Consider the following 15717-nt stretch of genomic DNA (forward strand, 5'->3'; position numbering starts at 1 on the left):
CTTTGCAGCCCCGAAATCAGACCCAGGTACTGAGCCAGGACAGCAGCAAAGCCATCGCCAGGCACGAAAAACCAAGAATATAGAAATACCGCGGTACCCGCAGGTCGAATGCATCGACCAGCACATCCTCCAGCGCCAGCATCTCGCGGGTTTCCGCCTCGCGGCGCCGTGCACTGTGCAGCAGCAACCCGCCCGGGCAGGTCAGCAGCAGCGCCAGCAGATTGATCAGCTTGGTCGGGTGGGCGGCCAGAAACCCCCAGAGCACTTGCAAGGACATCACGCAACCTCGGTGTGAGCGACGGCAAAGGCCCGCATTCTACCCAAGTCAAGCCCTGACGCCCCGCCCGGGCGACAAAGTGTCATTAAATTTCATCTGTCACCTGCTCGTCATCTGAACAGGCCATCCTGTCGGCCTTTCCATGATCCGGAGCTTGTTCATGCTGCACGCCGAAAACCAGGACCGCCTCTATCTGGTTACCCAGAACGATGACCAACAGGCGCTGATCGATGGTTTTGCCATCAACGTGCAGGACCGCCAATGGCTGGTGTATTGCGCATTGGGCGGGCATGCGCATGAGAGCCTGCCGGATATCGATACCCATACCGGCTTCAGCGTGCTGGATTTCCGGATAGAAGCTGCGTAAGCCTGGGCCGGCCTCTTCGCGGCTGAACCCGCGAAAAGTACAGCCAACAAAAAACCCGCTACCTGAAACACAGGCAGCGGGTTTTCTTCATGCGGCTAGAGGCTTACTGCCCCAGCACCTGCCCGATGGTCGGGTCCTTGAACAGGCGGGTCAGGGCATCGCTCAGCACATCGCCCACCAACTGGTTGTTGGTCTCCTGGTTCGGCGCCATGCCGAAACGCTGGTCCAGCGAAGCACCGTAACGGCCGCTGTAGCTGCGGCCGCCATTGGCAACGTCAGCACGGAAGGTAGCGCCGATGGTCGCCTCGGTGACGTACAGGTTGTCTTTCGGCGACTGGTACTTCAATTCGGCCAGGGTTACGGTCAGCTTCGGCGCGTTGTAGGCATTCGGCGTCGGGGTAAAGCCGAGCAGGCGCACTGCGGCTTCGGCCTGGGCCTGTAGCTTGGGCACGATGTCGTTACCGCTGACGCTGATGGTGCTGGTTTCGGGGTACATGCCACCACGAGTGCCCAGGGACTGCGACGCCCGGCCATCAACGACCCGGACCACGACCGGCTGGCCATGGCCGACCGGGGCAAGCTGGGCCTTGAGCGTGGGTTGCGGGTTGAGTTGTTGCGGGCTGTGGGCACAACCAACCAGGCTGAGACTGGCCACGGCGATCAAACCGAACAACAGACGTTGCAACATGCGCGTTACTCCAGAAAATGCGGCGAAGGCCCACAGTATACCCAGCGACACATCGACCAGTCATCGGTCCGGCCCGCTTGTCACAATCGTTTCATCGCCACGCCCTTATCCTAGCGCCAAGCCCTAACGCACAGGACCTGCTGCCATGGCCTCGCTCTGGACCCTGCTCTTCCGACGCCCGCGCCACAACGCCTATGCCCACCTCGACGCCGACGGCAAATGCCTGGCCTTCAAGCAATGCAGCCAGGCGCCCAGCGGCAGCGGCTGGGTCCGGGTCGAGGAAATCCAGCTCGCCTGGCTGGGCCGCGAGCTGCCCGCCAGCGCCCGGGTTTGCGCACGAGCAAGCCGCCGCTGGCACCAGCGCATCCTCGCGGCCTGACAAACGCTGCAATAAAAACCACGAATGGCGACATTTCTGCGCGCGACATCGCTATAATCTCCCCCCGATTATAAGGACGTCTCCTGATCGGGCCCCGCATCGCCGATTGACCCCGGCAACTTCACCGCTTCGCCCACAGAGAGCCTTCCACTCAGGTCTTGCATCGGCTGTCGTGCCTGCTTTCCGGCCCTTCACACTGCATGAACCTGCGGGTTGCCATCGCGCAGCCCCCTTTTGAGGTTCACGTCTCCAAAAGAGCGTGAAAAAACGGTTTTCACAACTTCACAAGAGTGTGGCGAGCAAATGAACAGTCTGGCATGTGCAAAAGCGGCAGATGTGTCCCGAACAGCCCTGAACAGGCGGCAAATGCGCTCATCCCGGATGAGCATCTGAGCCGTTCCATAACGCACGCACGACACCTTGACCATAAGTCGAATTGCCGCACCCGTGGCAAACGGCGTTCAATAGCGAACCCGAAGACTGATTGGCGGTGCCCGCGGAAGTTGCAAGAACTGCGATAAGTCGGACATGGCGATCCTGGTGACCCCAGGTCCTATGCTGTCAATTAGGTAGCTGTAGATTGTGGAGACGCGTTAAATGGCGCAGAACGAATCGGTTGATGTGGTACTGGTAGGCGCGGGCATCATGAGTGCCACCCTGGCCGTACTGCTCAAGGAGCTCGACCCGACCCTGAAACTCGAGGTCGTCGAGGCGATGGACTCCGGAGCCGCGGAAAGCTCCAACCCCTGGAACAACGCAGGTACCGGCCACGCCGGCCTGTGCGAGCTTAACTACACGCCGCAGGCCGCCGATGGCAGCATCGACATCAAGAAGGCCGTGCACATCAACACCCAGTTCGAGGTCTCGCGCCAGTTCTGGGCCTACCTGAGCAAGAAGGGCAACTTCGGCTCGGCGCGTGCTTTCATCAACCCTGTCCCGCACCTGAGCTACGTCGAGGGTGACAAGGGTATTGCCTTCCTCAAGAAGCGCTTCGAGCTGCTCAAGCAGCACCATGCCTTCGCCGACATGGAATACACCGAAGACAAGGCGCTGATGAAGGAATGGATGCCGCTGATGATGCCAGGCCGCCCGGCCGACCAGCGCATCGCCGCCACCCGCGTCCTCAAGGGCACCGACGTCAATTTCGGCGCACTGACCAACAAGCTGCTCAAGCTGCTGGGCGACGCCGAGCATGCACAGGTCAAGTACAGCAAGAAGGTCGTCGGCCTGCGCCGTAACGGCAGCGGCTGGACCGTGAGCATCAAGGACGTGAACAGCGGCGGCAGCCGCGAAGTGGACGCTCGCTTCGTCTTCCTCGGCGCCGGTGGCGCGGCCCTGCCACTGCTGCAGATGTCTGGCATTCCGGAAAGCAAAGGCTTCGGTGGCTTCCCGGTCAGCGGCCAGTGGCTACGTTGCGACAACCCGGAAATCGTCAAGCAACACCAGGCCAAGGTCTACAGCCAGGCTGCGGTCGGCGCCCCGCCGATGTCGGTACCGCACCTGGACACCCGTGTGGTCGACGGCAAGAAATCACTGCTGTTCGGGCCGTACGCCGGCTTCACCACCAAGTTCCTCAAGCACGGTTCGCTGATGGACCTGCCCCTGTCGGTGCGCATGGGTAACATCGGCCCGATGCTGGCCGTGGCCCGCGACAACATGGACCTGACCAAGTACCTGGTCAGTGAAGTGATGCAGTCGATGGAACAGCGCCTGGAGGCCCTGCGTCGCTTCTACCCACAGGCCAAGGCCGAAGACTGGCGCCTGGAAGTGGCTGGCCAGCGTGTGCAGATCATCAAGAAAGACCCGAAGAAAGGCGGTGTGCTGCAGTTCGGTACCGAGCTGGTTTCGGCCCAGGACGGCAGTCTGGCCGCACTGCTCGGCGCATCGCCGGGTGCTTCGGTAACCGTGTCGATCATGCTGGAACTGATCGAGCGCTGCTTCCCCGAGCAGGCCAAAGGTGCCTGGGCTGCCAAGCTCAAGGAAATCTTCCCGGCTCGCGAGAAGACCCTGGCGACCGACGCTGCCCTGTACCACAAGATCAGTGCCGACAACGACGTGGCGCTGGACCTGGTGGAGAGCAGCCCGGCGGCCAAGCATTACGCCTGACTTGACCGGTAACGAAAAAACGCCCCTCGGGGCGTTTTTTTGTGCCTGGACCTTTATCAGCCACGGGCTTTGGCGATGATCTCGAGGTACTCCGCCGCATTGCGCTGGTCGGCAATCTGCTCGACGAAGGTCTTGCCGTGCTCGTCCTTGCCATCCAGGTCCAGGCCCGCTTCGACGAAGAAGCCGATAAAGCGTTCGAAGTCATCGACACGCAGGCCGCGGTAGGCCTTGACCAGCTTGTGCAGCGACGGCGAGGTCACCCCGTCGGCGGGCTCGAATTGCAGGAACGTCTTGATGTAGTCGTCGCTGATTTCGTCGCCGATTACCTGTTTCTTGTCTTTACGCATTGCCGACTCCAACTGGACCATCACGGAATTTCGAAGGCCGGCAGTGTACCCCCCGCAGGCCGCGCGCCTCAACGCGTACGTACGGTGCCGGTGTGCAGGTCGGCCCAGATATGGCCGTTACCGTAGGTGAGGAACTGCACATACAGCGTCTCGTTGCGCAGCAGGTCCATGATCACCCGGTAGTCGCTGACCGGGTAATTCAGGCTCAGGGTGCGGGTCTTCTCGTCATACACCGGCTTCTTCAGGCTCTTCGCCGCTTCCCCGTCGAAGGTCAGCAGCACCTGGGCAATGGTGGCGCCCTTGTTTAGTGGCTTGCCCTTGAGGCGCACCTGCAATGATGAAGTGATCGGGATCGGCTGCTGGTCGGACTGGCGCTGGGCCCCGACGACCACCGAATAATCGGTCACTTGCAGCAATTGCTGGCCGGTCGGCGCTTCCTGGCGCAGGGCCTGGTCGTCAGGTGGCAGGAACTGGCTGTGCAGCGGTGCGGCGGCGAGTGGCAGGCTGACCGCCAGCAGAACGGGAAGAAACGCACGCATGTGAGGCTCCTTGTATGAAGGGGCACTCTAGCATGCTGGGTTTGGGCCAGGGGCGGCCACATCAATCGAACTGCGCAAGCATCCAGGCCTGGTACTCGGCAACGCGCCCGTCACCCTCGCGCGGTGCCCAGTGCGCATGTTCGCCCTCGCCCACCGGGCGGTACGGACCGGCCTTGCACTCGAACAGGATGCTGTCCGGCTCCAGTACCACCAACCCATGGTAGGTGCCGGGCGCCAGGTCCACGCCCAGGCAGTCGCCGCCAGCCTGCAATATCCGCTTGCCGGTCACCGCGCCCTGCTCATCGAAGAGCAGCAGGCCCAGGCGCCCCTTGAGCACGATCAGAGTTTCCGCCTTGTCGTCGCTCAGGTGCCGATGCGGCGGGATGTAAGTGCTTGGCTGCAACCCCGCTGCCATGCGGTGGCAGGGTTCTTCCATCTCGTGGAAGTTATGGTGCTGACGCCGGCGTGGATTGGCAGCAGCCTGCGCGGCCAGCCCGGCGAACAACGCTTGGTCGATGAACGCAGGCTGGCACATGGTTACAGCCCCTTGACGGCGAAGATGCCGTTGGCGTTGCGCCAGTAACCTTTGTAGTCCATGCCATATCCGAAGATGTAACGGTCGACGCAGGGCAGGCCCACATAGTCGGCCTTGAGGTCCGGGCTGGCCTTGCGGTCGTGGTCCTTGTCGATCAGCACTGCAGTGTGCACCGAGCGCGCGCCGGCGTGCTTGCAGAACTCGATAATGGCGCTGAGGGTATGGCCTTCATCGAGAATGTCGTCGACGATCAGCACGTCACGGTCAATGAACGAAACTTCCGGCTTGGCCTTCCAGAACAACTCGCCGCCACTGGTCTGGTTGCGGTAGCGGGTGGCGTGCAGGTAGCTGGCCTCCAGCGGGAACTGCAGGTGGGTCAGCAATTTGCCGGAAAAGATCAGGCCGCCGTTCATTACGCAGAACACCACCGGATTCTTGTCGTGCAGGTCCTTGCAGATCTGCTCGCCGACTTTGGCGATGGCCGCTTCGACTTCGGCTTCGGTGTACAGGCAGTCAGCCTCATGCATGACTTGACGGATATGCTCGAGATCGGCGGACATGGCGCTCTCCGGGTGGCACTTTGGAAAAGCGGGCAAAGGTACGCATCCGCTCGTCACAGATCAAGCATTTATGGACTAACGTCCAAAATGACCAGACGACAGCACAGGTTGAATAGATTAATCTAGCCCGGTTTTTTTGCCCGCCTTTCGGAGCCCCCTATGCCCACTCGTGAGATCCGCCATCCGCTGATCCGCCACAAGCTCGGCCTGATGCGCCGTGCCGATATCAGCACCAAGAATTTTCGCGAACTCGCCCAGGAAGTCGGCGCGCTCCTGACCTACGAAGCGACCCAGGACCTGCCGCTGGAAACCTACGAGATCGACGGCTGGTGCGGCAAGGTGCAGGCTGAAAAGATCGCTGGCAAGAAGATTACCGTGGTGCCGATCCTGCGCGCCGGCATCGGCATGCTCGACGGGGTGCTCAGCCTGATCCCGGGGGCCAAGGTCAGCGCGGTCGGCGTTGCCCGCAACGAAGAAACCCTCGAAGCCCACACCTACCTGGAAAAGCTCGCCCCGGACATCAACCAGCGCCTGGCCCTGATCATCGACCCGATGCTGGCCACCGGCGGTTCGATGGTCGCCACCATCGACCTGCTGAAGAAGGCCGGCTGCAAGGAAATCCGTGCCATGGTCCTGGTGGCCGCGCCGGAAGGCATCGAAGCGGTGGAAAAAGCCCACCCGGACGTGCAGATCTACACCGCGTCGATCGACCAGCGCCTGAACGAGCACGGCTATATCGTGCCTGGCCTTGGCGATGCCGGTGACAAGATCTTCGGCACCAAGCAAAAGGACGCCTGACCATGCAGGACGGCTTCAACGACCCGCTCTGGCGCCAGGTCGTTTCGGGCGCGCAGATGCTCTTCGTGGCGTTCGGCGCGCTGGTGCTGATGCCATTGATCACCGGCCTCGACCCGAACGTCGCGTTGTTCACCGCCGGCATCGGCACTCTGCTGTTCCAGCTGGTCACCGGCCGCCAGGTACCGGTGTTCCTGGCCTCGAGCTTTGCCTTCATCACCCCGATCATCCTCGCCAAGGGCCAGTTCGGCCTGGCCGAAACGATGGGCGGCGTGATGGCCGCAGGCTTCGTCTACACCTTCATGGGCCTGATGGTGAAAATCAAGGGCACCGGTTTCATCGACCGCATGTTGCCACCGGTCGTAATCGGCCCGGTAATCATTTCCATCGGTTTGGCCATGGCACCGATCGCTGCGAACATGGCCATGGGCAAGGCCGGGGACGGCAGTGTGCTGCTGCCGTACAAGACCGCGATGATGATCTCGATGCCCGCCCTGCTGACCACGTTGATCGTCGCCGTGTTCGGCAAAGGCATCTTCCGCCTGGTGCCGATCATTGCCGGCGTGTTGGTAGGCTTTGCCCTGTCGTTCGCCTTTGGCGTGGTCGATACCGCCAAAATCGCCGCCGCCCCCTGGCTGGAGCTGCCCAACTTCACCGCGCCGGCGTTCAACTGGCAGGCCATCCTGTTCATCGTCCCGGTTGCCCTGGCACCGGCGATCGAGCACATCGGCGGGGTGATCGCAGTCGGCAGCGTGACCGGCCGTGACTACCTGAAGAAACCCGGCCTGCACCGCACCCTGCTGGGTGACGGCCTGGCCACCACCGCAGCCGGCCTGTTCGGCGGCCCGCCCAACACCACCTACGCCGAAGTGACCGGCGCGGTGATGCTGACCAAGAACTACAACCCGAAGATCATGACCTGGGCGGCGATTTTCGCCATCACCCTGGCCTTCATCGGCAAGTTCGGTGCGCTGCTGCAGAGCATCCCGGTGCCGGTGATGGGCGGCATCCTGTGCCTGCTGTTCGGCTCGATCGCAGCGGTGGGCATGAACACCATGATCCGCCACAAGATCGACCTGGCCGAAGCGCGCAACCTGGTGATCGTCTCGGTGACCCTGGTGTTCGGTATCGGCGGCGTGCTCATCGGCAGCGGCGATGGCCCGGACGACTGGGGCCTGAAGGGCATTGCCCTGTGCGCCATCGTGGCGATCGCCCTGAACCTGATCCTGCCGGGCAATGATGGTTGGAAGCACAAGAAGCTGGATGATCCGATGCCTTGAGATCCTGGGGCCGCTGTGCGGCCCCAGCTATTCAAGCGTTCTTGCACATATCGGCCAACACCCTCACCCACTCCGGGTGGTCATTCAGGCAAGGCACCAGCACCAGTTCCTGCCCACCGGCTTCGACAAACTGCTCGCTGCCACGCATGCCGATCTCTTCCAGCGTCTCGATGCAATCAGCGACAAACGCCGGGCACATCACCAGCAACTTCTTCACCCCGGCCTTGGCCAGTTCATCCAGCCGCGTCTCGGTGTAGGGCTCGATCCACTTGTCCCGGCCCAGTCGCGACTGGAACGATACCGACCATTTACCCTCGGCAATGCCCATGCTCTGCGCAAAAGCCCTGGCCGTGGCCAGGCACTGCCCACGGTAGCAAACCGCACGCACTTCGCTGGATGCATCATGACAACAATCGGCAGCCCGCAGGTCGTGGCGGCTGCCTTTCGGGAACAGCTTCTTCAGGTGTCGTTCCGGCAGGCCGTGGAAGCTGAGCAGTACGTGGTCATACGGCTGCTCCAGGTAAGGACGGGCGCTGGCGGCCAGCGCCTCGATGTACGCCGGGTGTTGGTAGAACGGTTGCAGCACGCGCATCTGCAGCGGCAACCGCTGCTTGTCGATGGTCTGCCTGGCCTGCTCTATCACGGTGGTCACCGTGCTGTCAGCGAACTGTGGATAAAGCGGGGCCAGGGTCACCTTGCGCACACCTTGTTGCGCAAGCCGTTCCAGCACGTCAGGCAAGGCCGGCTGGCCGTAGCGCATAGCGATTTCCACCGGGCCGTGGGGCCAGTGGTCGACCATTGCCGCTTGCAGGCGCCGGGTCAGCACTACCAGCGGCGAGCCCTCGTCCCACCAGATCGAGCCATAGGCGTGTGCCGACTGCTCCGGCCGCTTGATCAGGATCAGCGACACCAGCAGGCGCCGCAGCGGCCAGGGAAGGTCGACCACATACGGGTCCATGAGGAACTGGTCGAGGTAGCGGCGCACATCGGCCACCGAGGTGGAAGCAGGGGAACCCAGGTTGACCAGCAGCAGGGCGTGATCGGTCATGCAGCGTCCTATGTCAGAGTTGGCTGGACAAGTTGTCCAGGGCCGATTGCAAATCGTTGAAGCGGAAGGTAAAGCCTGCCGCCAGCAAGCGTACCGGGCGCGCGCGCTGGCCGCCGAGCAGCAGGACCGACAGTTCGCCAAGCACGGCCTTGAGCAGCACTGCCGGCACCGGCAGCAACGCCGGGCGATGCAAGGTGCGGCCCAGGCGCCTGGCGAACTCGCGGTTGCGTACCGGCTCTGGGGCGCAGGCATTATAGGGACCGCTGGCGTCCTTGTGCTGCAAGAGAAAATCAATCAGGGCGACCTGGTCGTCTATATGGATCCAGGGCATCCACTGCCGCCCATTGCCCAGCGGCCCGCCCAGTCCCAGTTTGAAGGGCATGCGCAGGCGCGACAAAAAGCCGCCATCACCGGCCAGCACCAACCCGGTCCGTACCAGCACCACGCGAATGCCCTGGGCCTGGGAACGCAGGGCGGTTTCTTCCCAGGCAATGCACAACTGGCTGGCGAAATCTTCACGCACCGGCGGTGAAGCCTCGGTCAGCTCGCGTTCGCCCCCATCCCCGTACCAGCCCACCGCCGAACCGGAAATCAGCACTTCCGGGCGTTGCTCACGGCTGCCCAGCCAGCTCAGCAACTGTTCGGTAAGGGCGATGCGGCTGGCCCACAGCAGGTTGCGCCGAGTTGCCGTCCAGGGCCGGTCGGCGATCGGTGCACCAGCCAGGTTGATCACCGCATCGAGCTGTTCGCCAGCTTCCAGCTGCTCCAGGTGGCCGATGCCACGCACACCAGTCCCACAGATTGTCGGCACCTGCTCAGGCCGCCGGCTCCACACCGTCAGTCGATGCCCCTGGCCAAGCCAGTACCGGCACAGGTGACGGCCAATCAACCCGGTGCCGCCTGTCAGTAATATATGCATGGCTGTGTCCTCGCAGAATGCGGCGGTGGTCTATTTTTAACAACAAGGCACTTTTTTGACCCGACGCTCTCGGATAAACATAGGCCAACCTGCCCGCCAAAGCGGAATAACCTTATACAGAATTTGTGCATTGTACAGGTTTGCCTGAAAGCGTAGTCTGCTCACAGCAAGGTTTAAAGAGGCCATCATGACAGTACCTATCGCCATCATCGGGGCCGGTATCGCCGGCCTGTCTGCCGCCCAGGCTTTGCAGAAGGCCGGGCAGTCCGTGCACTTGTTCGACAAAGGGCATGGCAGTGGCGGGCGTATGGCCAGCAAGCGCAGCGAAGCTGGCGCGCTGGATCTCGGTGCCCAGTACTTTACCGCCCGCGACCGGCGCTTCGTCGAGCAGGTGCAACAGTGGGTTGCCGCCGGCTGGGCCGAGCAGTGGAAGCCGCAGCTGTACAATTATCGTGATGGCGAACTCAGCCCCTCTCCCGACGAGCAGACGCGCTGGGTGGGGGTACCGCGCATGAGCGCCATCACCCGCGGCCTGCTCAAGGATGTAACCGTCAACTTCGGCTGCCGCATCGCCGAGGTATTCCGAGGCAAGCAGTACTGGCACCTGCAGGATACCGACGGCTGCAGCCACGGCCCGTACAGCCGCGTGGTCATCGCCGTGCCGGCCCCACAGGCCACGCCGCTGCTGGCCGCTACCCCGAAGCTGGCGGCCGTTGCAGCTGGCGTACAGATGGAGCCCACCTGGGCCGTCGCGCTGGCCTTCCAGACCCCGCTGGACACGCCTATGCAAGGCTGCTTCGTACAGGACAACCCGCTCGATTGGCTGGCGCGCAACCGTAGCAAACCTGGCCGTGACGAGCAGCTCGACACCTGGGTGCTGCATGCCACCTCAGCCTGGAGCCGGCAACACATCGACCTGCCCAAGGAAGAGGTGATCGAACAGCTGTGGGGCGAATTCGCCGAGCTGGTCGGCTGCGTGGTACCGGCGCCGACCTTTGCCTTGGCCCACCGCTGGCTGTACGCCCGCCCGACCAGCAACCATGAGTGGGGGGCGCTGGCCGATGCCGACCAAGGCTTGTACGCCTGTGGCGACTGGTGCCTGTCCGGGCGTGTCGAAGGTGCCTGGCTGAGCGGCCAGGAGGCAGCGCGGCGGTTGCTGGAACACCTTGAGTGACCTAGTTATACAAAAAAACTAGTTTGCATAATTTCTTGGCTGTGCTGGAATGAACCTGTACAAGTTATTGACCATGTACAGGTTTATGGAGACAGCCATGCACGACCCCTCCACGCACCGCAAGCCGCGCATTGCCATCAGCGCCTGCCTGACTGGTCACAGCGTGCGCTACAACGGCGGCCACAAGGCCTCCGACTTGTGTCGAACGCAGCTCGAGGAACATTTCGACTGGTTGCCGGTGTGCCCGGAGGTGGCCATCGGCCTGGGTGTACCACGCGACCCGATTCGCCTGGTCGGCGACCCCGAGCAACCGGAAGTGGTTGGCACGCGCAATCCCGACATCGACCTGACCGGCCCGCTGCGTAGCTATGGTGAGCAGATGGCGGTAGAGCTCGATGACATCTGCGGCTACATCTTCATGCAGAAGTCGCCGTCCTGCGGGCTGGAGCGGGTAAAAGTCTACCAGGACAACGGCCGCCCGGCCTTCCACAGCGGGCGTGGCGTGTTCGCCCAGGCGTTCTGCGCACAGCGTCCCGACCTGCCCGTGGAAGAAGAAGGCCGCCTGCACGACGCCGTACTGCGCGAGAACTTCATCAGCCGGGTGTACGCCTATGCCGACTGGCAGCGTCTGCTGGCCGAGGGCCTCAGCCGCGGGGCGCTGGTGCATTTCCATTCGCGCTACAAGTACCTGCTGATGGCCAACAACCCCCAGGCCTACCGCACCCTGGGGCGCATGCTCGGCAGCATGCGCCGCGATGACGACCCGCAAAGCATAGGGCCGCGCTACTTCAGCCAGCTGATGCAGGCCTTGCGTCGCTGCGCCAGCCGCGGCACCCATGGCAATGTGCTGCAGCACCTGAGCGGCTACTTCAAGGATGCCCTGACACGCCAGGACAAGGCCGAACTGCAGAGCATCATCAGCCAGTACCAGCAGGGCGTCGTGCCGCTGGTCGTGCCGCTGACCTTGCTCAAGCACCATTTGCGCAAGCACCCCGATCCGTACCTGTTGCAACAGGCCTACCTGCAACCGCATCCCGAGCGCCTGGGGTTGCGCAATGCTGTCTGAGATTCTGCTGCCCATCGGTGAACTGGCCCGCCGCACCGGCGTCAACCCGGTTACCCTGCGGGCCTGGGAGCGGCGCTATGGCTTGCTCAAGCCTCAGCGCACCGCGAAGGGCCATCGCCTGTACCCGCTGGACCAGGTCGAGCGGGTACTGACAATCCTCGCCTGGCTGCAGCGCGGTGCATCAGTCAGCCAGGTAGGCGAGCTGCTCGACAAGCCCACTGCCACGCCTCCCAAAGGAGACTGGCAGGCCAGGCAGTTCCAGTTGGTCGAAGCCATCGCCAATCTCTCCCAACGCGCGCTCGACCAGCAGCTCAACCAAGCCATGGCACTGTACCCGGCAGTGACCCTGTGCGAGCAATTGCTGCTGCCGCTGCTCGACATACTCGACCTGCGTTGGCGCAACTACTTCAATGCAGGGCTGGAGCAGATCTTTTTCAACACATGGCTGCGCAGCAAGCTCGGTGCCCGGGTCTATCACGACAACCAGTTGCTGCAGGGCCCGGCGGTGCTGTTGGCCGATGATCACGAGCGCGGCTTCAACCCAGAACTATGGTTATGCGCCTGGCTGCTGACCAATAACGGTATCGCCGTCGAAGTGCTGGAGCATCCCATCGCTGGTGCTCAACTCAGCCATGCCGCCACCACCCTGAAAGTGCGAGCCGTCATCCTGCACCTTGGCCCGCGCATCGATGCAAAGGCGCTGCAACGCATGCTGCACAGTCTGCCAACTCCCGCCCTGCTGGGCGGATCGACAATGGCCATGCACGAAGTGCAGCTCGGTAACCTCGACCACCCCGACCTCTCCTTCTTCGACACCCCCCAGGCCGCCCTGCGCTTGCTTCAAGGCAATCACCGGCCGCCTGCAGGACTGGACCCATCATGCAATTGACCTGGCTGCGCAGCGACCTGCGCATCGATGACAACACCGCACTCAGTGCCGCCAGTGAAAGCGGCCCGACCATCGCCCTGTGGCTGGTCAGCCCCGAGCAGTGGCGGGCTCATGACGATGCCGCCTGCAAAGTCGACTTCTGGCTGCGCAACCTGCGCGACCTTAGTCAGTCACTGGCGCGCTTGAACATTCCTCTGCTGATTCGCACGGTCGACACCTGGGAGCAGGCGCCACAGACCGTGCTTGAGGTATGCCGCCAGCATCGGGTGCAACGTGTGCACTGGAACGAAGAGTACGGCCTCAACGAGCAGCGCCGCGACGACGCCACGCAGGCCTTGCTGGAAGGCTCAGCCATCCAGGTTCATAGCCATCTCGATCAGCTGTTGTTCCGTCCGGGTACCATCCTCACCCGCAGTGGTGATTACTTTCAGGTATTCAGCCAGTTCAGGAAGAGCTGCCTGGAGCACCTGCACCGCAGCCTGCCGGCCCTGGCCCGGCGGGTGCAGCGTCAGGCACCGCTACAGATCGCCAGCGACCCCATACCCACGCAGGTGAATGGCTTCGAACAGCCGGGGCGCGCCCTGCGCGAACACTGGCCTGCCGGTGAAGCCGAGGCACAGGCGCGGCTGGCCCGCTTTGTCGACCAGACCATCGACGATTATCAACAACTGCGCGACTTGCCAGCCAAGCCTGGCACCAGCCAGCTCTCCCCCTACCTGGCCGCAGGCGTGATCTCGCCGCGCCAGTGCCTGCATGGCGCCCTGGCCAGCAACCGGGGCGAGCTCGACAGCGGCAGCAGCGGCGTGCAAACCTGGATCAACGAACTGCTCTGGCGCGAATTCTACAAGCACATCCTGACCGGTTATCCACAGGTCTCGCGCCACCGCGCCTTCCGCCCCCACACCGAAGCCTTGCCCTGGCGCGACGCACCGGCCGATCTCGAAGCCTGGGAACAGGGCCGCACCGGCTTTCCGATCATCGATGCCGCGATGCGCCAGCTGTTGCACACCGGATGGATGCACAACCGCCTGCGCATGATCGTGGCCATGTTCCTCAGCAAGAACCTGCTGATCGACTGGCGCAAGGGCGAGCGGTACTTCATGCGCCACCTGATCGATGGCGATCTCGCCGCCAACAACGGCGGCTGGCAGTGGAGCGCGTCCACCGGCACCGACGCTGTACCCTATTTCCGCCTCTTCAACCCGGTTTCGCAGTCACAGCGTTTCGATCCCCAGGGGCACTTCATTCGCCACTGGTTGCCTGAATTACAGGGGCTAGATGAAAAAACAATTCATCTGCCGATGAAGACAGCCGATCTTTTTGCTAAACATTCGTATCGCAGTCCCATTGTCGATCTCGACAGCAGTCGCCAACGCGCACTGGAAGCATTCAAGAACCTCCCGCGTCGGCAGAATCAGAGGGCAATATCGTGAGTAATGTTCGTAATATCTGGGTGACGGGCGCCGGCAGTGGACTAGGCCTGGCGTTGGTGGAGGGGTTACTCGGGCAAGGGCACCGGGTTGCCGCAAGTGGCAAGGATGACGAGGCGCTGGACGCCTTGGCGGTGCGCTATGGCCGCCAACTGCTGCGCTTGCCCTGGCAACTGCATGACGAACAGCAGGCGGCGCAGGCCGCCCGACAGGTCTGCCATGCCTGGTGCTCGCTGGATGGTCTGATCCTCAATGCAGGGACCAGCGATTACCTGGCGGACAATGAGGCAGACAGCGAGCTGTTCGAGGCGATCGTCACCAGCAACCAGTTGGCCGGCGAACATTGCCTGGTCAATACCCTGCCTTTACTGGCCCAAGGCGACTCGCCGCAGGTGATGGCGATTTTCAACCGTTACTCAGCGTTGCAGTTGTACGCGCCGACGCAGCCGAACGCGGGCTGGAACAACATGCCGCAGTGGATCCGCGAGCAGCGCCAGGCATTGAAGGCTCAAGGGGTCGAGCTGACCGTGGTGGGGCCACAGTCGCTCAAGGCACCAGTGACCCCTGCGCAGGCGATACCGGAGGCCTGGACACCGCAGAGCGCGGCAGAAGAACTGCTGCGGCGGTGGCCGCAGCGGGAACCGGAGCTGGTGCTGGAAACCCTTGACCCAAGCAGGTTGTGGCCTCTGCCACGCTAGCCGGCACGGCGCCTGCAGGGCGCGCCTGCCGGGCTGGCTCAGAGCGCCATGCGGTAATGCAGGCTATAGCTTTCCACCCCATCGTTGGGCTGTTTGATGCCCGCGTTGGAATAGTGGGTCGCCCGTACCCCGATCTCATGCCCACCGGCAAAGCGCAGACCAAAGCCGATACGGTCTTCGAACTGGAACGACGAGCCTAGGTCGTTGTCCTCCAGTTCGGTGCTGGAGAAGGCCGCCACGCCAATACCTGCCTCGATGTACGGTTTCACCGAGTCGCCAGCAAACTCGTAGACGAATACCGGTGCGAACGAGAGGCTGTGGTTGCTGGCGGTCTCATCCCCCTCCCAGTAACTGTAGGCCCCATCCCAGTAGCCGGTCAGGCGACCGACACTGGTCTGCCACCAGCTCGCGTCCCAGTTCGACTGCAGCCCCAACCGATAGACCATGGTCGAGTCGCCGGTCTGCCCCACCGAAAACGAAACGTCGGCAGCCTGCGCCGTCAATGCTTGCCCCAGGGTTACGACGGCAGCCGCCGCCAAGCACAGCAGTTTCTTCATGAGAAACATCCTTCTTCCTGATGCTGTTATTAGTGTCCGCCTCAAGTCAGGCAAACGGTAGAA

General features: G+C 62.7%; 19 protein-coding genes. 10 read left to right on the forward strand and 9 right to left on the reverse strand.

Going from position 1 to position 15717, the window contains the following annotated elements; translation table 11 throughout:
• Positions 1-16: 16 nt before the first annotated feature.
• Positions 17-277: a hypothetical protein gene (locus tag HU760_RS20525; RefSeq protein ID WP_186673704.1), complete on the reverse strand. Its 261-nt coding sequence runs from the start codon at positions 275-277 to the stop codon at positions 17-19.
• A gap of 160 nt (positions 278-437) precedes the next feature.
• On the opposite strand from HU760_RS20525, the gene HU760_RS20530 reads away from it, so the two are divergent.
• Entirely contained in the window at positions 438-644 is a 207-nt protein-coding gene (locus HU760_RS20530; RefSeq protein ID WP_186673706.1) for a hypothetical protein, read from the forward strand.
• A gap of 103 nt (positions 645-747) precedes the next feature.
• Here HU760_RS20530 and HU760_RS20535 read toward each other — a convergent pair whose 3' ends face one another.
• The gene (locus HU760_RS20535) at positions 748-1332 is read right to left on the reverse strand and encodes a YajG family lipoprotein (protein ID WP_186673708.1); all 585 of its coding nucleotides are present in this window, start codon (positions 1330-1332) and stop codon (positions 748-750) included.
• A gap of 145 nt (positions 1333-1477) precedes the next feature.
• Here HU760_RS20535 and HU760_RS20540 point away from each other — a divergent pair, with 145 nt between their 5' ends.
• On the forward strand, positions 1478-1711 hold the full coding sequence (locus tag HU760_RS20540; protein ID WP_186673710.1) for a hypothetical protein: 234 nt from the start codon (positions 1478-1480) through the stop codon (positions 1709-1711).
• A 597-nt stretch (positions 1712-2308) separates the two neighbouring features.
• Positions 2309-3817, forward strand: coding sequence for a malate dehydrogenase (quinone) (mqo, locus tag HU760_RS20545; protein ID WP_186673719.1), 1509 nt, complete (start codon positions 2309-2311; stop codon positions 3815-3817).
• A gap of 56 nt (positions 3818-3873) precedes the next feature.
• On the opposite strand, the gene HU760_RS20550 is transcribed toward mqo, so the two are convergent.
• From HU760_RS20550 to HU760_RS20565, 4 genes are all read right to left on the reverse strand, one after another.
• Entirely contained in the window at positions 3874-4164 is a 291-nt protein-coding gene (locus HU760_RS20550; RefSeq protein WP_186673721.1) for a PA4642 family protein, read from the reverse strand.
• A gap of 68 nt (positions 4165-4232) precedes the next feature.
• Positions 4233-4703: a hypothetical protein gene (locus HU760_RS20555; protein WP_186673722.1), complete on the reverse strand. Its 471-nt coding sequence runs from the start codon at positions 4701-4703 to the stop codon at positions 4233-4235.
• 61 nt (positions 4704-4764) lie between these two features.
• A complete protein-coding gene (locus tag HU760_RS20560; RefSeq protein ID WP_186673724.1) occupies positions 4765-5238 on the reverse strand; it encodes a WbuC family cupin fold metalloprotein in 474 nt (157 codons plus the stop codon).
• Positions 5239-5240: 2 nt separating this feature from the next.
• A complete protein-coding gene (locus HU760_RS20565) occupies positions 5241-5798 on the reverse strand; it encodes a hypoxanthine-guanine phosphoribosyltransferase (RefSeq protein WP_186673726.1) in 558 nt (185 codons plus the stop codon).
• A gap of 159 nt (positions 5799-5957) precedes the next feature.
• On the opposite strand from HU760_RS20565, the gene upp reads away from it, so the two are divergent.
• Together upp and HU760_RS20575 are read left to right on the forward strand one after the other, a co-directional pair.
• A complete protein-coding gene (upp, locus tag HU760_RS20570; RefSeq protein WP_186673728.1) occupies positions 5958-6596 on the forward strand; it encodes a uracil phosphoribosyltransferase in 639 nt (212 codons plus the stop codon).
• 2 nt (positions 6597-6598) lie between these two features.
• Positions 6599-7873, forward strand: a complete 1275-nt coding sequence (locus tag HU760_RS20575; RefSeq protein WP_186673729.1) for a uracil-xanthine permease family protein — start codon at positions 6599-6601, stop codon at positions 7871-7873.
• Positions 7874-7904: 31 nt separating this feature from the next.
• Here HU760_RS20575 and hemH read toward each other — a convergent pair whose 3' ends face one another.
• A complete protein-coding gene (hemH, locus tag HU760_RS20580; RefSeq protein WP_186673731.1) occupies positions 7905-8921 on the reverse strand; it encodes a ferrochelatase in 1017 nt (338 codons plus the stop codon).
• Positions 8922-8934: 13 nt separating this feature from the next.
• Positions 8935-9840 (reverse strand): TIGR01777 family oxidoreductase, encoded by a 906-nt coding sequence (locus HU760_RS20585; protein WP_186673733.1) that lies wholly within the window; start codon positions 9838-9840, stop codon positions 8935-8937.
• A gap of 187 nt (positions 9841-10027) precedes the next feature.
• Here HU760_RS20585 and HU760_RS20590 point away from each other — a divergent pair, with 187 nt between their 5' ends.
• The 5 genes from HU760_RS20590 (at position 10028) to HU760_RS20610 (ending at position 15097) form a co-directional block, all read left to right on the forward strand.
• Positions 10028-11014, forward strand: a complete 987-nt coding sequence (locus HU760_RS20590; RefSeq protein ID WP_186673734.1) for an NAD(P)/FAD-dependent oxidoreductase — start codon at positions 10028-10030, stop codon at positions 11012-11014.
• A gap of 97 nt (positions 11015-11111) precedes the next feature.
• Positions 11112-12080: a YbgA family protein gene (locus tag HU760_RS20595; RefSeq protein WP_186673736.1), complete on the forward strand. Its 969-nt coding sequence runs from the start codon at positions 11112-11114 to the stop codon at positions 12078-12080.
• A complete protein-coding gene (locus HU760_RS20600; RefSeq protein WP_186673738.1) occupies positions 12070-12969 on the forward strand; it encodes a MerR family transcriptional regulator in 900 nt (299 codons plus the stop codon). The genes HU760_RS20595 and HU760_RS20600 overlap by 11 nt, the downstream gene beginning before the upstream one ends.
• Positions 12960-14402 carry a deoxyribodipyrimidine photo-lyase gene (gene phrB, locus HU760_RS20605; protein ID WP_186673740.1) on the forward strand — a complete coding sequence of 481 codons (1443 nt, stop codon included), beginning with the start codon at positions 12960-12962 and terminating at the stop codon, positions 14400-14402. Before HU760_RS20600 ends, phrB begins: the two co-directional genes overlap by 10 nt.
• On the forward strand, positions 14399-15097 hold the full coding sequence (locus tag HU760_RS20610; protein ID WP_186673747.1) for an SDR family NAD(P)-dependent oxidoreductase: 699 nt from the start codon (positions 14399-14401) through the stop codon (positions 15095-15097). Before phrB ends, HU760_RS20610 begins: the two co-directional genes overlap by 4 nt.
• 38 nt (positions 15098-15135) lie before the next feature.
• Here HU760_RS20610 and HU760_RS20615 read toward each other — a convergent pair whose 3' ends face one another.
• Complete coding sequence (locus tag HU760_RS20615) at positions 15136-15654, reverse strand: acyloxyacyl hydrolase (RefSeq protein ID WP_186673749.1); 519 nt, start codon at positions 15652-15654, stop codon at positions 15136-15138.
• Between the last annotated feature and the right edge of the window lie 63 nt (positions 15655-15717).

This window comes from Pseudomonas oryzicola, from assembly GCF_014269185.2.
Taxonomy (GTDB): Bacteria; Pseudomonadota; Gammaproteobacteria; order Pseudomonadales; family Pseudomonadaceae; genus Aquipseudomonas; species Aquipseudomonas oryzicola.

Bases quoted from the DNA above. Each gene is read 5' to 3' on its own strand.
- HU760_RS20525 (WP_186673704.1), bottom strand. From the start codon at position 277: ATGTCCTTGCAAGTGCTCTGGGGGTTTCTGGCCGCCCACCCGACCAAG.
- HU760_RS20530 (WP_186673706.1), top strand. From the start codon at position 438: ATGCTGCACGCCGAAAACCAGGACCGCCTCTATCTGGTTACCCAGAAC.
- HU760_RS20535 (WP_186673708.1), bottom strand. From the start codon at position 1,332: ATGTTGCAACGTCTGTTGTTCGGTTTGATCGCCGTGGCCAGTCTCAGC.
- HU760_RS20540 (WP_186673710.1), top strand. From the start codon at position 1,478: ATGGCCTCGCTCTGGACCCTGCTCTTCCGACGCCCGCGCCACAACGCC.
- mqo (WP_186673719.1), top strand. From the start codon at position 2,309: ATGGCGCAGAACGAATCGGTTGATGTGGTACTGGTAGGCGCGGGCATC.
- HU760_RS20550 (WP_186673721.1), bottom strand. From the start codon at position 4,164: ATGCGTAAAGACAAGAAACAGGTAATCGGCGACGAAATCAGCGACGAC.
- HU760_RS20555 (WP_186673722.1), bottom strand. From the start codon at position 4,703: ATGCGTGCGTTTCTTCCCGTTCTGCTGGCGGTCAGCCTGCCACTCGCC.
- HU760_RS20560 (WP_186673724.1), bottom strand. From the start codon at position 5,238: ATGTGCCAGCCTGCGTTCATCGACCAAGCGTTGTTCGCCGGGCTGGCC.
- HU760_RS20565 (WP_186673726.1), bottom strand. From the start codon at position 5,798: ATGTCCGCCGATCTCGAGCATATCCGTCAAGTCATGCATGAGGCTGAC.
- upp (WP_186673728.1), top strand. From the start codon at position 5,958: ATGCCCACTCGTGAGATCCGCCATCCGCTGATCCGCCACAAGCTCGGC.
- HU760_RS20575 (WP_186673729.1), top strand. From the start codon at position 6,599: ATGCAGGACGGCTTCAACGACCCGCTCTGGCGCCAGGTCGTTTCGGGC.
- hemH (WP_186673731.1), bottom strand. From the start codon at position 8,921: ATGACCGATCACGCCCTGCTGCTGGTCAACCTGGGTTCCCCTGCTTCC.
- HU760_RS20585 (WP_186673733.1), bottom strand. From the start codon at position 9,840: ATGCATATATTACTGACAGGCGGCACCGGGTTGATTGGCCGTCACCTG.
- HU760_RS20590 (WP_186673734.1), top strand. From the start codon at position 10,028: ATGACAGTACCTATCGCCATCATCGGGGCCGGTATCGCCGGCCTGTCT.
- HU760_RS20595 (WP_186673736.1), top strand. From the start codon at position 11,112: ATGCACGACCCCTCCACGCACCGCAAGCCGCGCATTGCCATCAGCGCC.
- HU760_RS20600 (WP_186673738.1), top strand. From the start codon at position 12,070: ATGCTGTCTGAGATTCTGCTGCCCATCGGTGAACTGGCCCGCCGCACC.
- phrB (WP_186673740.1), top strand. From the start codon at position 12,960: ATGCAATTGACCTGGCTGCGCAGCGACCTGCGCATCGATGACAACACC.
- HU760_RS20615 (WP_186673749.1), bottom strand. From the start codon at position 15,654: ATGAAGAAACTGCTGTGCTTGGCGGCGGCTGCCGTCGTAACCCTGGGG.